Origin of the sequence: Bacillus sp. 1735sda2, from assembly GCF_024159245.1 — a bacterium.
Taxonomy (GTDB): Bacteria; Bacillota; Bacilli; order Bacillales; family Bacillaceae; genus Bacillus; species Bacillus pumilus_O.
In genome coordinates this window covers 315467-330733 of sequence record NZ_JAMYWZ010000001.1, presented here as the reverse complement: position 1 = coordinate 330733, position 15267 = coordinate 315467, and the positions used below count along the sequence as shown (strand labels likewise).

At 40.7% G+C, this 15267-nt stretch carries 14 protein-coding genes and 4 pseudogenes; 5 read left to right on the top strand and 13 right to left on the bottom strand.

Annotated features, from left to right (window positions below; translation table 11 throughout):
- Nucleotides 1–164: 164 nt before the first annotated feature.
- Nucleotides 165–1121 carry an acetylxylan esterase gene (locus NKR21_RS01780; RefSeq protein ID WP_144457977.1) on the bottom strand — a complete coding sequence of 319 codons (957 nt, stop codon included), beginning with the start codon at nt 1119–1121 and terminating at the stop codon, nt 165–167.
- Between the two features lie 236 nt (nt 1122–1357).
- On the opposite strand from NKR21_RS01780, the gene NKR21_RS01775 reads away from it, so the two are divergent.
- On the top strand, nt 1358–2143 hold the full coding sequence (locus tag NKR21_RS01775; RefSeq protein ID WP_144457975.1) for a carbon-nitrogen family hydrolase: 786 nt from the start codon (nt 1358–1360) through the stop codon (nt 2141–2143).
- A gap of 45 nt (nt 2144–2188) precedes the next feature.
- Here NKR21_RS01775 and NKR21_RS01770 read toward each other — a convergent pair whose 3' ends face one another.
- Nucleotides 2189–3094, bottom strand: coding sequence for a LysR family transcriptional regulator (locus NKR21_RS01770; protein WP_144457973.1), 906 nt, complete (start codon nt 3092–3094; stop codon nt 2189–2191).
- 118 nt (nt 3095–3212) lie between these two features.
- Here NKR21_RS01770 and NKR21_RS01765 point away from each other — a divergent pair, with 118 nt between their 5' ends.
- Complete coding sequence (locus tag NKR21_RS01765) at nt 3213–3986, top strand: class I SAM-dependent methyltransferase (RefSeq protein WP_144457971.1); 774 nt, start codon at nt 3213–3215, stop codon at nt 3984–3986.
- Between the two features lie 128 nt (nt 3987–4114).
- On the opposite strand, the gene NKR21_RS01760 is transcribed toward NKR21_RS01765, so the two are convergent.
- The 3 genes and pseudogenes from NKR21_RS01760 to NKR21_RS01750 all read right to left on the bottom strand — a co-directional run.
- A complete protein-coding gene (locus tag NKR21_RS01760; protein WP_253602410.1) occupies nt 4115–5467 on the bottom strand; it encodes an IS1182 family transposase in 1353 nt (450 codons plus the stop codon).
- A 126-nt stretch (nt 5468–5593) separates the two neighbouring features.
- Nucleotides 5594–6151: a shikimate kinase gene (locus NKR21_RS01755; RefSeq protein ID WP_003214270.1), complete on the bottom strand. Its 558-nt coding sequence runs from the start codon at nt 6149–6151 to the stop codon at nt 5594–5596.
- Between the two features lie 85 nt (nt 6152–6236).
- Nucleotides 6237–6428 (bottom strand): annotated as a pseudogene (locus tag NKR21_RS01750) (IclR family transcriptional regulator domain-containing protein); the annotation flags it as partial.
- Here NKR21_RS01750 and NKR21_RS01745 point away from each other — a divergent pair.
- Nucleotides 6426–6706: pseudogene (locus NKR21_RS01745) on the top strand (NucA/NucB deoxyribonuclease domain-containing protein); the annotation flags it as partial. The pseudogenes NKR21_RS01750 and NKR21_RS01745 overlap by 3 nt on opposite strands.
- Before the next feature lie 228 nt (nt 6707–6934).
- Here NKR21_RS01745 and NKR21_RS01740 read toward each other — a convergent pair.
- Both NKR21_RS01740 and NKR21_RS01735 read right to left on the bottom strand, forming a co-directional pair.
- Nucleotides 6935–7606: a tetratricopeptide repeat protein gene (locus tag NKR21_RS01740; protein ID WP_253602409.1), complete on the bottom strand. Its 672-nt coding sequence runs from the start codon at nt 7604–7606 to the stop codon at nt 6935–6937.
- Nucleotides 7607–7681: 75 nt separating this feature from the next.
- Complete coding sequence (locus NKR21_RS01735) at nt 7682–8047, bottom strand: response regulator aspartate phosphatase (protein WP_253602408.1); 366 nt, start codon at nt 8045–8047, stop codon at nt 7682–7684.
- Nucleotides 8048–9277: 1230 nt separating this feature from the next.
- Here NKR21_RS01735 and NKR21_RS01730 point away from each other — a divergent pair.
- The gene (locus tag NKR21_RS01730) at nt 9278–9856 is read left to right on the top strand and encodes a hypothetical protein (RefSeq protein WP_003217212.1); all 579 of its coding nucleotides are present in this window, start codon (nt 9278–9280) and stop codon (nt 9854–9856) included.
- A gap of 45 nt (nt 9857–9901) precedes the next feature.
- Here the strand turns inward: NKR21_RS01730 and NKR21_RS01725 are convergent.
- The 4 genes and pseudogenes from NKR21_RS01725 to NKR21_RS01715 form a co-directional block, all read right to left on the bottom strand.
- Nucleotides 9902–10472: pseudogene (locus NKR21_RS01725) on the bottom strand (transposase); the annotation flags it as partial.
- Nucleotides 10462–10632, bottom strand: a pseudogene (locus tag NKR21_RS21325) (transposase); the annotation flags it as partial. The pseudogenes NKR21_RS21325 and NKR21_RS01725, both read right to left, overlap by 11 nt.
- Before the next feature lie 190 nt (nt 10633–10822).
- Nucleotides 10823–11644: an ammonia-dependent NAD(+) synthetase gene (gene nadE, locus NKR21_RS01720; protein WP_012008859.1), complete on the bottom strand. Its 822-nt coding sequence runs from the start codon at nt 11642–11644 to the stop codon at nt 10823–10825.
- Between the two features lie 198 nt (nt 11645–11842).
- The gene (locus tag NKR21_RS01715; protein ID WP_012008858.1) at nt 11843–12439 is read right to left on the bottom strand and encodes a DUF1989 domain-containing protein; all 597 of its coding nucleotides are present in this window, start codon (nt 12437–12439) and stop codon (nt 11843–11845) included.
- Nucleotides 12440–12518: 79 nt separating this feature from the next.
- Between NKR21_RS01715 and NKR21_RS01710 the strand changes: the two genes are divergently transcribed.
- Complete coding sequence (locus tag NKR21_RS01710) at nt 12519–13871, top strand: amino acid permease (RefSeq protein ID WP_012008857.1); 1353 nt, start codon at nt 12519–12521, stop codon at nt 13869–13871.
- On the opposite strand, the gene NKR21_RS01705 is transcribed toward NKR21_RS01710, so the two are convergent.
- A complete protein-coding gene (locus tag NKR21_RS01705; protein ID WP_144458553.1) occupies nt 13866–14624 on the bottom strand; it encodes a YqcI/YcgG family protein in 759 nt (252 codons plus the stop codon). The two genes, NKR21_RS01710 and NKR21_RS01705, sit on opposite strands and share 6 nt — an antisense overlap.
- Before the next feature lie 180 nt (nt 14625–14804).
- Entirely contained in the window at nt 14805–15188 is a 384-nt protein-coding gene (locus tag NKR21_RS01700; RefSeq protein ID WP_144458552.1) for a UPF0715 family protein, read from the bottom strand.
- Between the last annotated feature and the right edge of the window lie 79 nt (nt 15189–15267).

Below are 15267 nucleotides of genomic sequence, written 5' to 3'. Positions count from 1 at the left end.
GGTGCTCACGAATGTCAAATTCGCTCCGCTCCGATGCTCGTCCTTCCTAGACTTCAAAGGTTTTCTATCACGCTGAAAAGAAGACAAAGGGCTAAAATAAAGATCATTATAGCCCTTTGTCAACAACCTGAAAGAAGCGCTCGTAGCGAGCGGCCTCTTTTCTTTTATTTCGTTAAATGCTTTTGTAAGAAGGCAAGCTTCTCTGTTTGAAAAGCCGGGATGTACTCGTGTCCAAAGTAGCGATACACTTTTAAATCTTTATCTGTTTCTAAATGGTTGTATACTGCAAACACAGTAGATGGCGGGGTGATTTGATCGATCAAACCGATGGCCATTAATGTGGGCTGGTTCACCCATCCGGCTAAATTGATCAAATCAAAATAACTTAACGTTTCAAATGCTTTTTCTTCCACTGCTGGATCGCTGTTTCTGCGAAAGTATGAATTGATTTCTAAATAAGGCTGCTCCAATGCCACATCTACTGCACGTTCGAAATTCGATAAGTACGGATAATCTGCCACGACGACCTTTGGAATGTCTGAAAGTGCTGCAGCTGCAACCGCTAGTGCACCACCCTGGCTTCCGCCCACCACGCCAATCCGGTGTTCATCCACTTCTGGGAAAGACTGAATCACGTCGAGTGCTCGAACCGCATCTAAATAAACACCTCGATAATAGTAGGTCTCTTTCGATAAAATGCCCTTTGTCATCCACCCCAGAGCCTGCCCGCCTGGTGTCACTGTCTTATCTTCACTGCCGCCTTGACCTCGGACGAGCATACCAAATGTCGCATAGCCATGCAGTGCCCAATTGACAATGTCATGAATGCCGCCGTCATAGCTGGCATTATAGCCATGAAAATGTACGAGTGCTGGGTGTGGACCTGCTTGATCTGGTACTGCATACCAACCTTCAATTCGAGAATGTCCAAAGCTTTGATACGTCAGGCGATACACCTTCACTCCCTTTACTGGATAATCATAAGGTTCAAATGCTGGCTCTGCCTCCACTTGGTTCAGTTCTTCAAGCGACGCCTTCCAAAAGTCTGAGAAATCAGGACGTGCTGTTTTCTTCGGTTTATACTTTTTGAGATCATCTAATGGTAAATCAAACAATTGCATATCCTACTATCCCCCTTTGTTTTATTAGTTGTGTGTATCATATCACTGTTTTCTTGACGAAGAAAGCCATTTTCACTTCAAAAGACAAAACCTTCTGACATTTCTATTGGCAAAGAAGATTGAAACCTTTATGATAAAGAAACTGGCTTGAAAACTAGAGTTTCTCACACAAAACAAATCGACAGATCCATTCATGGATTTCACATTCGCAATCATTGAATAAAGGAGGAAATTGTATGAAAATCGCCCTTGTCCAAATGGACGTACAAATCGGTGAACCTGATGTAAACTTTCAAAAAGCAGAAGCATTTTTAGAAGAAGCGATCCGCCAACAGCCTGATCTGATCATTTTACCCGAAATGTGGAATACCGGTTACGCTCTTGAACAAGCCGATCAGCTTGCGGATGTAAATGGTGAACGCACAAAACAACTTTTCTCTTCCTTTGCCCGTAAGCACCAAGTGGTTCTTATCGCCGGAAGTGTATTGAACAAACGCACAGAAGATGAGAAGATCACCAACACAATGTATATCTTTAACCGCCAAGGTGAGCTTTTAGTTGATTATGATAAAATTCACTTATTCCGCCTAATGGATGAGCACAACTATTTAACCGCTGGTGATCAGCTTTGTTTATTTGACTATGATGAGGATGTGAAGATCGGTGCGATGATCTGCTACGACCTTCGCTTTCCGCAGCTTTCTAGAACACTTGTCAACAAAGGGGCAAAGGTGCTTATCAATACGGCGCAATGGCCGTCAGCAAGAGTGGATCATTGGCGCAGCTTGCTCATCGCAAGAGCGATTGAAAATCAGTCCTTTATGATTGCTGTTAACAGAACAGGCACAAGCAGAGACACTGAATTCCCTGGTCATTCCATGGTGATTGATCCACTTGGCCGTATTTTACTTGAAACAAACCATGAGGAAGATATTTATTATGCGGACATTGATCTCCAGCTAGTGGATGAAGTGAGACAGCAGATTCCTGTGATGACAGATCAGCGTCTGGATATTTATTAGAAAGCAGGGTGCCCCCCTGCTTTTTGCATTTAATTAAACGTTTGTTTAAGTATTTTCCTGATTTTGATAAAGGTCCATTAGTGCTTGAGCGGCTTTCGTTAAATACCTTTCTTCCACATATGCAAACACAAGTGTGCGGGTTGGACTTGAATCAATTTTCAAATAAGTGACTTCGTTCCTTTCCTCTTGTGCCACCATTTTCGGCACAACTGTCACACCTAGCCCATTTTTGACCAATGCCTGCGCTGTTTGAATATGACTTGTTTCAAAGGTTATCTTCGGCTGAAAGCCATGATGATGACAGAGTTCTGTGACCACTTGCCGGAAGCCATATCCCTCTTTCAGCATAATAAATGAGGCGTCTTCCAAAAGGCGAAACGGAACAGTCCCTTTCTGATCTCTTTGATGGATGATATCGTTCAGTTCCGCCTGTAACCAAGGTTGAGCAGATGGCGGAACTGCAAGAAGAAGCGGCTCTGTCAGCATGTGTTTCGTTTTCAATGATTCATGCTCGACCGGCATAGATAAAATAGCCAAATCCAACTGACCAGCCAATAGAAGTTTTTCTAGCTCACGAGGTGATTCTTCTATTAGTCGAACGTGAACATGAGGATACGTTTGACAAAAGGTTTTTAATAGACCAGGCAAGACATATCCCCCTGTGACGGCTGGCGCTCCAATGTTCAGCTCTTTCCCCACCTCATAAGCTGCTTCTCCCATCTCTCGCAACAAATCATCTTTTTCCTTCAAAATGCTCTCAGCCCTTTTAATGAACCGACTCCCTTGAGGTGTGGGTGTGACTTGTCCATACTTTCGAATAAATAGGGGTGTGTCTAATTCCTCTTCTAGCTTCTTTATTTGTTGGCTTAAAGAAGGCTGTGCAATGTGAAGCTCTTCTGCTGCTTTTGTAAAACTTTTCTGCCGGTACACTTCCATAACATATTCCATCATTCGTATATCCACTTTCATCACCTCATAGGTTTTAACTATTCAAGTCATATCTTTTAGGTCTTAGACAAATACCAAAAGGAATTTTACGATAAAGAGACAACATAAGGGGGAGAAAAAAATGAATCCATATGCTAAAGCCGAAAACCAATTCTCACAAAATGCTGAGAACTATCGCGATTCACCTATATTTGCAGCCGGAGAAGAGTTGGAATGGATAAAAGCGGCAGCAAACACGAAGGGGCACGAGCATTTACTTGATATCGGTTGCGGAGCTGGACATACCGTTTTTTCCTTTTCAGACATCATTTCTAAAGGAATCGGCATTGATGTCACGCAAAAAATGATCGAGGTTGCATCAGCACTTGCGGAAGAACGCCTGCTGAAACATATTACTTTTGAACGGGCAGCCGCAGAAGCATTGCCATTCGCTGATGAATCATTTGACATCGTGACGTGCCGGTTTGCCGCTCACCACTTTCCAAACCTTCCCGCAGCCATGTCTGAAATCAGCCGAGTCTTAAAAAAAGGCGGTGCATTTCTGCTCGTCGATCATTATGCACCTGAGAATGCGGTACAGGATTCATTCATTAATCATCTAAATAGACTCAGAGATCCTTCTCATGTGCGAGAAAGCTCTTTATCAGAATGGGAAGAGCTTTTCGCTTCCAACCAACTGACTCAAAAAAAGATTCGTTACTGGGATCTACAAATTGATTATCAGGACTGGATCACACGCGGACGCACACCAGAGAATGTTCAACAGGAGATCGTTACCCATCTTCAAGCCGCAGCCCCTGATACAAAGCAGCTCTTTCAGCTTCAATTCGATGCACAGCAGCACCCTATTTCTTTCTGCTTAAAAGCTGCACTCATTCGAGGAATCAAGAATTAAACTGATAGAAAAAGTCTACCTTCATCGGTAGACTCAGCTTGTAGAGAAACTCATGTTTTTCTACAGGCTTTTTTATTTTCATCGTAATTATGATGGATGAGATTTAATGAAAAAGGCCTCCCACACACCTAGCCTAGCTTCGCTAGGTGTGTGGCAATCTTTTTCATGTTCTGGCACGCAGCTGTGAGGAGAACTTGCTCACTCACATTTTGTTTCCCCCTTAACCGGCAGTAGCGAAGCCCATGCAGTTGTTTTGAATCTGCAAAGCTTCGCTCTATTTTTTCTTTTCTTTTTTTATATAGCTCTTTTCCAGAGACAGTTAGACGATTCTGTCTGATCTTTTCTTTATGTTCTTCCCATATGTGTCTTGAGATGACTCTTTGATGATTTTTCGATCTTGTGCATCTTTCAAGGAAAGGACACGATGCACATTTTTTAGGATCTGATTTGTAGAATCGATAACCTTTTCGATCTGTTGTCGTATATAAAAGCTTCTCACCTTTTGGGCATATGTAATGATCATTTTCAGAATCATACTGAAATTTCCACTTCTCAAATAATCCTCTTGTTGGATGAAAACGTCTATGGGCAATGACACCAAAAATATGGCGATCAGATAAACCTTTACAAATTGGTGTTGTCAAATAACCTGAGTCAAGCGCAACAGCTTCTACTTGAAAACCAAATCGTGCGATTTGGTGATCTAACCGATCAAGATATGGAACAGAATCATGGACATTTCCAGGCGTGACATGAGCATCGGTGATGATATTATACTTCATATCTGTTGTCCGGTGGTCTAGGTAGAAAAAGCCTTCAGGCTTGTTTTCGCGATATAGATAGCCACTTTCAGGATCAGTCATACTTTGACGAATGTCTTTTTCTGTTTTCACCTCCTCTTTTACCTTTAAGAGCTTTTTTCCATGTGCCACCCGATCTTCTTGGACTGCTTCTTCTAAATCATTGATATAGTTCTGGGTATCTTGTTCAATCGTTTTTCTCGTATATTTATGTTTATTAGCATTGGCTTTAAGATGAGTTGAATCAGTAAAAAGAACGCGACCTCCTACCATATCATGATTGATAGCTTGAAGCACAATCTCATCGAAAATGTCTTGAAAAATCGTTGTATTTTTAAATCGAGTACGACGATTCCAACTAATAGTGGAGTGATGGGGAACGGGATCATTGATGTTCAAACCTAAAAACCATCTATACGCCATGTTATAGTAAATTTCTTTTTCGAGTTGTCTTTCAGAACGGATACCGTAAAGGTATCCGATAAACATCATTTTGAACAAAATAAGCGGATCAAGGGAAGGACGACCTTTATTTTCACTATAATAGGGTTTTACTTTATCTACGATAAATGAAAAATCAATGTACTGATCAATTTTACGAAGCAGGTGATCCTCTTCGACCAGTTGATCTAGCAATACAAATTCGGCTTCGTGCTGAGAAGAATTTCTAGTGTGGAACATGAGAAAAACACCTTCCTTTAGAATGCTTTTCTCTATTATAAAATGGAGTGGTGGAAAATTTAAGGGAAAAAATAAAGCTGCCGAGATTTTCTCGACAGCCTGAGTCTACCTTCATCGGTAGACTTTTTATTTCGAATATAAATCCCAGCCAAGCTTGAGTGTGTCCACAATATAATTGGCAACTTCCTCAGCCTCTAAATGATCTGTTTCCACTCTGGAGTTATGAAGAGAATAAATCTCCCGGCGTTCTTCAAACAGCTCTTTCATTTCATCAAGCGTCCGGTTGTGAAGAACAGGACGATTTTCAATTAAAATATCAAGCCGCTGCTTCCAATTCTCCCAAGATAGGTCAAGGAAAAGAACCGTACAATGTTTCAAGCAGGCGCGTTTGATTTCTTCCTGTTTGAATGCACCGCCTCCAAGTGAGACGATCTTTAGCTGTGTATGTTCACATAAATCGACGATATAATCCTTTTCAGCCTGTCTGAAGAATGCTTCTCCTTTTTGCTGAAACATCTCTGGAATCGTCATGTTGTATTTTTTCTCAATCTCCTGATCGACATCAATAAAATCTCGATATAGCTTTTTAGCAACCAGCTGCCCAATGGTTGTTTTCCCAACTCCCATAAAGCCAATGAGAACAATATTCCGTTGTCTTACAGGGATTTCTCTATTGATTTTCATGATCGTGACACGTCCTCCTTACGACAAGGAATGCTACATAATGTTTCTATTATATGATAAATGGAGCGCGAAAAGATAGACAATCTTAAAAATTGTGTTTGCCGACGTAGCCGAGTTGTTCAGAAAGCCTCTGAGCTTGTTCTTTCACTTTTTGCTGGAGCTGGGGAATGACTTCTTCAGTAAACCGTTGGGTTGGACCAGATATGGATAAACAAGCCTTCACTTCCCCATGAATGTTAAAGACTGGTGCCGCTACTGCCGCAGATCCTACCTCGCGTTAAAAAAGGGCGCTTCTGCCGTCTGCACGATTGAAAAGAAGGTGCCGATAAAAATAGAGAAGAATCATTGAAAAACATACCAACAAAAAGGGGATATGATCGAGATGAATTCCCTATGGCTATGTGTGAAGAAGGCGGTACAGGAGCCGACATAGAATAAATATCTCCTTCAGACAATCGAGGTGCGGGATCTTGGGTGTCCCATCAACTAAATGAATACGAAGATGGAACGGCCGTACTGTTTGTTGTTGATTGGGGTTATGCAACTTTGAATTAGATCGTAGCTTATTCAAAAAATCCCTATCCAATTGGAAGGGATTTTTTCTGAGTGTCTGTTAGTGCATTGGTGTTGCTCCAGAAGAATTTCCAAATAGACAGACCCAAAAGGTCTGCCATTTTTCATGTACCTAATCGAATAGCCAAATCCATAGCAGTCTCGGTATGATTTAGATATGAACCACCAACCAACATCATGATCGCAAGACCAGCTAAAACAAAGCTTTTTCTAATGTTCATACAAACAGTCGCCCCTTCGAATTTGTTTTTGAGCGTATACCATTTGCTGATACAAATATACAGATTCCTCCATACGCTCACATTTAGTATAAAATTCTGCGGACTCTAATGCCAGTTCTTCTAAATATGGATAACCCCTAATGTTATCAAATCGTTTCAAAATATCCTTGAGATCATCAAGATTAAGTGGCTTTATATATAGGTTTACAAGAAAATCGTACAAAGATTCGAATAATTGATCAGGGTTTGATTTTAGATAATCTATGCCACGCTGCAAATATTCCTTGGCCAATTCATAGTTACCCAATTTAAAATGGATCAGAGCCTGCTGATAAAGGATTGCTCGTATGTGAGAATGACGTTTCAAATAAATTTCAGCTTCCTCCAAATGATCTAATGCCAACTGATATTTTTCCAAACTAGAATAACAGTGACCCAAGTTCATCAAACTTATACCAATCATTAATACATCCTTAATCGCATGTGATTTTTCTAATGCTTTGTCTAAATGTGGGAGAGACTTTTCAGAACTGTTAAGATCAATATAATTTCCTGAAACAACAAAACGAGACTGAATTTCTCGGACAAGATAAGTCGGGTGCGCCTTATATGTATCAAGGGCTAGCATGATGTAATACATAGACATTTGAGTTTGCTTCATGTGATAGAAAATCTCTGCCATCTTGAAGTAAAACTCTGCTCTTTCAACTTCATCCGCAACCCGATCTAACCGCTTTTAAGCTTGTCTATAAAAAGTAATCGCAGTTATATAGTCACCTTGAGAGAACTCAAACATCCCTCTGAAAAAATTAAAGTAGTATTCAAGGATTCCAGTAAACTTGCGTCCCTGCCCTTCCACTGAACGCAGGTACTCCGCTTTGTTCATTTTCCTTGCTCCTAGATCCATGTATTCAAGCATTTGTTCGTGGCGGAATTCCATAAGCTGAAAATAAAGAACAGCTTGCTCATCTTCCTCCATGACATCTAAATCCCTTCTGATCTCGCTCCGAAGTATTTCCGCATCTGTTACATTCAGCCTTTTGATATTCTGATACCATTCATTAATCTTCTGACCGATTTTCGCTGAAGATACAGCTGCCATTTATTCATCCCCCTCAATTTTTGCCGTTTTATGTTAAATCCTAGCACATGAAATACGTCCAAAAACCCGTTTTAGTTCCAATTTTGAAAATTTTCGGTATCTCGCAAACAGATTTTCAAACTGATTTCAGTAGCCAAAACGAAAAAACATATTTAAAGCCCTTATAAGCGTTTTTGACACACCACCCCTACTTTTTAATACCTAAACAAAAAAAGCGATCAGAATCAAATCTGAGCGATCTCAACTGAAATTTTTAAGTAAACCTCTATGCGAGTGTTAAAATCTCTTGATTTCCGTCAAGCGCCTTTCAAGAAGCAGCATAGCTCTTTCTTTTTCGTTTTCGTTCCTCATTAGCTTTGATTAAAAACAAAACTGAAACACCTAGAATGAGTAATCAAACAGGTTTATTCCTACTTCTACCTTCACATGATTCACCTCCGCAGTGACTGGATTTTATCACAAAAAAAATCCGTCAAAATGAAGCACTGAAAAATAAAAAAAAAGCTTGCGGACACCGCAAGCAAAATGGAATTTTTCAATAAAAACATAATATTAAGAAAACAAAAAAACAGGCTCTCCAGCCTGTTCATTAGCGATAATTGACAATCTAATTCTTCTCTATTCGAAATTTCTCCTCCCAATTAAAAGAACCTTAATTGCGGACACCGCAACTGAAAAATAAAATTCCCACCATATTACCAATTATAAAGAAATAAATGGTAGCATTGAAATATATCAAAGAAAGTGAGTGATTTTTATAAGCCCATGTCTCTTATGACTCTTTATGCAACCATTTTTTAGACTCTCTTATGATCCCCCAAAATAGGAACCTGTACAGAACTACAAGCAAGAAAAAAGTATAAACAAACTCAAAGGGAGAGAATGGTTCATAATCAATTATGTATGCATTAATAAACACTATTACCAAAGAAAACAATTCCATCAAAGAATCTATAAATCTGTTTTCTTTAAACACGTCCCTTGTCTTTTTGAAATTAAAGATGTCTTTAATTTCCCCACTGGAAAGTCCTTTGATTAAAGCTAAACCTATCAAGTACACACCAAAAGACATCTCAAAGGAAAAACTCAACATCTGTGTGATTACACAATAAATCAAAGTGAATATGAATAAATACATTTTATTACTCTCCTTAACCTCTAAGTATTCCACCCCAATAGAAGGAAATATCATGTATGCGTTATCCCAAAAAACAAATAGGAGTGGTACGTATGTTTAAAAAATTTCTAGTAGTGTTATGTGTGCTCACTATTACATTTGGTTTCTCTTCTCCAATGATTAGTCATGCCAGTCAAGGTAATAATGAGACCCCTCCAGTCAGTGTAGATAAAAAACAATTGGAATTAGCAGAGAAACTATCTAATTACTTCGAATTAGACAAGGATGGAAATATTCATTTTACAGCTGATAAAGAAACCCTTATGGAAATGGGAATTTCAGAACACGACAGTCTACTAATGACTTCAATGAAATCAGAAGAATTTAGCTTTGAAGAGAATGAGAAAAAAGGTGACATGCAGACATTAGGTTTTGTAGGTTTACACCTCAAATTAGGACCGAAAGTTAGAAGCATGAATGCCATAGTAGCAGGTGGATTTGCAGCCGGATATATCGGTTGGTACACAAGTCGAATTGCTGCTGCTGGACCATGGGGTGCTGGAGCCGCTGCGGCTATTACTGCTGGAACTTCTGGTGCTGTTGCATGGGCAGTTAAAAACAAATATAAGAAAGTTGATGTAGGCGTAAATATTATGTTTGTTGATTTAGCATATACTGTAAAAATACCTTAAAAATTACTGTTAAGCAACAATAAATAAAAAAGGCCTCCCACAGACCTAGCCTAGCTTGGCTAGGTCTGTGGCAATCTTTTTCATGTTCAGGCACGCAGCTGTGAGAAGAACTTGCACACTCACATTCTGTTTTCCCCTCAACCAACAGTAGCGAAGCCCATGCAGTTGTTTTGAATCTGCAAAGCTTCGCTCTATTTTTTCTTTTCTCTTTTTATATAAATTTTTTCCAGAGATAGACAGACGATTTTGTCTAATCTTTTCTTTTTGTTCCTCCCATACATGTCTTGAGATCACTTTTTGATGATTTTTCGATCTTGTACGGACAAGAAACGCATTTTTTAGGGTCTGATTTATAGTACCTATAACCTTTTCGGTCAGTTGTCGTATATGATAGCTTTTCACCATTTGGGCATATGTAATGATCCTGTTCAAAATGATACTGGAATTTCCTCTTGTTCGATGAAAGCGTCTATGTGCGATGACACCAAAAATGCGGCGATCGGATAAATCCTTTACAGATTGATGTTGTCAAATAACCAGAATCAATGGCAAACGCTTCTACTTGAAAATCAAATCGGGTGATTTGGTGATCCAATCGATCAAGATACGGAACGGATACCGTACAGGTATGCGATAAATATCATTTTAAACAAAATAAGTTGATCAAGAGAAGGACGACCTTTATTCTCACTATAATAAGGTTTGACTTTGTCTATGATAAATGAAAAATCAATGTACTGATCAATTTTACAAAGCAGGTGATCCTCTTTGACCAGTTGATCTAGTAATACAAATTCGGCTCGTGCTGAGAAGAATTTCTAGTGTGGAACATAAGAAAAAACACCTCCTTTAGTGGACTTATCTCTATTATAAAATTTGGAGATGGAAACTTTAAGGAAAAAAATAAAGCTGTCGAGATTTTCTCGACAGCCTGAAACCTCTCCATCTTCTGGAGAGGCCTCTTTCTTATTTCCACCAGTCATCAAACATAGAAGCGGGTACTTGACGTTTATGCTCTGATTGAACATAGCGCTTTTCAATCGCTTCTACTGCTTGTTCTGACACGGGCTTACCTTCTAAGTAATCATCAATTTCATTATACGTAATGCCGAGTTCTGTTTCATCCGTTTGCTGAGGTTTGTCGTCCAGCAGATCGGCTGTTGGTTTCTTTAAGTATAGACGCTCTGGTGCTTGCAGCGCTTCTAGCAGCGTCCGTCCTTGGCGTTTCGTCAGACCTGTGAGCGGGAGAACGTCTGCACCGCCGTCACCATACTTCGTGAAGAACCCAGTGACTGCTTCGGCTGCATGATCTGTACCAATGACAAGTAATCCTTCTTCTCCCCCGACAGCATATTGCGCGATCATTCTCATGCGTGCTTTGACATTCCCTTTATTAAAGTCAGACAACGGTCCGCCTGTGTCTTTTTGATATTGTTCACTGAATGCCGTCACGGCAGGCGCAATATCATATTTCCACGACTTGTCCGGCTGAATAAATGATAAAGCGAGCTGTGCATCACCTTCATCCTGCTGCACGCCATGCGGGAGACGCACCGCAATAAAGACGGCATCTTCTTTTCCTTCTTGACGCAGTTCAGATGCAGCGAGCTGTGCAAGACGGCCAGCGAGCGTTGAATCCTGCCCGCCGCTAATGCCGAGGACGAATCCTTTCGCACCGGTTTTTTTCAAGTAGTCCTTTAAAAATCCAACCCGTTTTTCGATCTCCTGCTTCGGGTCAATTGAGGGCTGCACATGCAACTCTTGGCTGATTTTTTTCTGCAAACTCATACACTTTTCCTCCTAAGCATCCTCTACATGAAGAGAACAGGTTTTACTCTGAATTCATTGATTTGACAACGTTTTTTGAATCTCCATTATATCATGTTTTCAGGAAGAACATTTTGTTAAACGTTCCCCTATTTCATTCATGATCAAACATTCACAAATGAAAAAGACCATGTCTATACGGACTGGCCCTTTTCTTTTTCAATCAATTTCAACCCGTATCGATGTACAGCTTGCGCCATTACACTTTCCAATATCAGCAGGACATGCGGATACGGCCACAATGAGGTCCATTTCGGCTCGCAGACGAATGTAATCACCGGGAAGAGATTTTGGCAGCTCCACAGACAGCTTTCCTTTTTCATCAATGACTGTATTCATAAAGGCATTAAAAGGATAGTACATATCCTCCTTCGGAATCCCAAATGGTTCAAAGGCATTCCGCAAATTATCGTAGCATGTATGCATGACCTCTAAATGCGTCCGTCCATATAAAAGCTGATACATTTCTTGCCGGCAGGCGGGCATGTATAAATCATGGCATTCGACTGTGTCTTCAATGACCGTAAACATCGGTTTGTATAAGTTAGAATAAAGCTTATCGCCTTTTTTTACCTTTGACGAAAATAGGCTGTCCATTGTCGCACCTTGGTCAAATTTTTCATAAAAATCCTTTTCATGATAGGCCATTACATCTGCTACTTGCTGTCCTTCAACATCAACCACCCGCATACATTGGCCTTTTCCTAAACGAAAGCCGAGTCTGCCCTTTGGTAAAATGACATATTCTCCGTTCATCACATGCACTCCTTTCCTTGACAGTATGCCCAAAACGTCCTTTTGATCATGTATAAAAAAAAGAGGCGGTCACAAGCTAATGTCATTGAAACAGAAAGGTGTTGCACATGCATTGAAAGAAGAACAAACTTTATCTTGGTGGCAGCTTTCTCTCATCGGAGTCGGCTGTACGATTGGCACTGGTTTCTTCCTTGGTTCCAGCATTGCCATTACGAAGTCCGGTTTTTCCGTCTGCATCTCTTTTTTACTTGCTGCGGTTGGGACTTATCTCGTCTTTAAACATTTGGCTGCGATGACAGCTGATAACCCTGATAAAGGGTCGTTTTGCTCTTATGCTCGTAAAGCATATGGACGCTGGGCAGGGTTTAGCAATGGCTGGGTGTATTGGTTCGCAGAAATGCTCATTACAGGAAGTCAGTTAACAGCGATTTCCCTTTTTACACGACACTGGTTTCCATCTGTGCCGCTCTGGGTGTTTTCTGCCATTTATTCTGCTCTTGCCCTGCTCGTGATTATCATAGGGCTCTCTTCTTTTCAAAAGACAGAAAATGTCCTTGCGGTACTCAAGACAGCGGCGATTTTTCTGTTTATGATTCTTGCAGTGCTGGTGTTATTCGGCATTCTGACAGATCATAAACCGACCCTGCATCTGCCAAACAAAGATCACGAATGGATGCCGCTCGGTGCACTTGGTCTTTGGAATGGATTGATTTATGCGTTTTATGCATTTGGGGGAATTGAGGTCATGGGGCTGATGGCGGTTCATTTAAAAGACCCGAAGGATGCAGCAAAATCTGGACGTGTCATGCTGATCATTCTAGCGGTCATCTATATCGTCTCAATTGGTCTTGCTCTCCTCCTTGTCCCGGTGACAGCCTTTAACGAGAACAGCAGTCCATTTATTACATCATTAGATCCATTTCATTTATCGATCTTTCTTCATATCTTTAATGGCATTTTCATAATTGCCGGCTTTTCAACATTGGTTGCCTCTCTCTATGCAGTCACGACGTTACTTGGCACGATGTCGGAGCATCAAGATGCACCTGCTTGTTTTAAACAAAAAGACCCATCTCATGTCGGTTGGCCTTCGATTATTTTAACGGCTGCTGGATTAATTGTGTCGATTTTGCTTGCACTCTTTTTGTCCAAACACATCTACGAGCATCTCACAACAGCAGCCGGTCTTACCCTTCTGTATACATGGGTCTTCATTCTGTTCTCAAGTAAAAAACTATCAAAGCCATCCACTCGCCAAACGTGCGAAATGTTTCTTGCGCTTCTCTTGATTGGAGCCGCCATTTCAGGCACTTTAACAGAGGCAAGCGGACGACCCGGCTTTTTTATCAGCCTTGGGATCATTGCAGTGATTGCCGTCATGGTGCTATTTATGAGGAAAAAGTGGAAGCAGCAGGATCAGACCGCATCATAATTTCATCATGTTTTTTAATGCAGTAAAAGGACATTTGGCGGAGGCAGGTTTCTCCGCCTCTTCATCTGGGAGAAAGTATTGCTTCCATTCATGATTGGTCGGATCACCGTACCATTTTAATGATGGGTGAACCCCGACCTCATCATACGCTTTGAGCCGCTTGCGAACGAGCTGACTCATTTTTTGACCAAACTTGGTCGATCCATTCAATTTCTCAAACACCCATCTAGGCTGAAATGCCATTAAGACATAAGGAAAGTGGCGGCTTTTTCTCAGCTTATGAGCCGGTGTGGAGCATAAAATAAAATACGCTTCCCCATGAAAGCAATACTCCCACTCATGATGATGAGTATCTAGTGGAATATCCTCAGGCCACGCCACTTCATCTTTCTGATGCAGTCGTTGAAGCAGTGACCAAAACTGCTGCTCAAACTCATCAATTGAACTTTCCTTTAAATCCTGCGGTGTTTCAAAAAAGCATATAAATGAAGCATATTGACCCGTTTCTTTCGCACAGCTTTGATATTCTCTCAGCAGCTGCGCTAATTCTTCAACAGCTTCCTCTTTTCTTGGATCACCCACAAACCCATAGCGTAAATGATCGAGAAAAAATCCCTGTCTTCCTGGGACACAAGGGAATGTATCTGCCTCATCTCCTACCATCTCTCCAAATAGCGTAAAAGCATCCTGCTTCCATTCTTCTAGTGATCGTAGATTTTGATCAAGGCAACTTTTTGCATACAACTGGGCCATTTCCTTCCACCTCGTTTTAGCGTCTTCTCCATAGCCTATGAGAAAAAAAGGCTGTGGTGACTGTCCCTAAGCGACTTTCCATGCGCATTCAAGAGGTGGAAGTTCTCATTCAAATGGAGCATGTATGTGTGTCTTTCACGCCATGCCGCTTCTTTTAATAGGGCGTTTTTTGTATCTTCCCTATGATCGGTTCTTCATCAAAAAGACAGAATCGAGCACCCAATAAATGAGGGCTGAGCAAAAGCTAAACAGATAGACTTTGTAGCTAATGAACACAACCAGTCCATAATCAATCCACAGTGCTAACGCAGAACAAACCATCCAAGCCGCAAGAAAATAAACAAGTAAGTCGCGCCCTCGAAACCTTTTAGGATGCCGGTGTAAAACAAGCTGAATCGGAGTAGCAAATACCACATAAGCGATCAAAATGAGTAGACTCGTCATCTCCACATAACCAAAGCCTGCTTCAGCCGGGATAAATAGCAGGGTATATACGAATGTTGCTGAGATCACTGATAAGATCAGCATGCACACATAGTTGAATACTGGAAGAAACATACGCATTTGCAAAGCTCCTTGCATTTCTTTTATATCTCACCATTATTCAAGAATGTGTTATGTCTGTCAATCATTACAAAAAAGC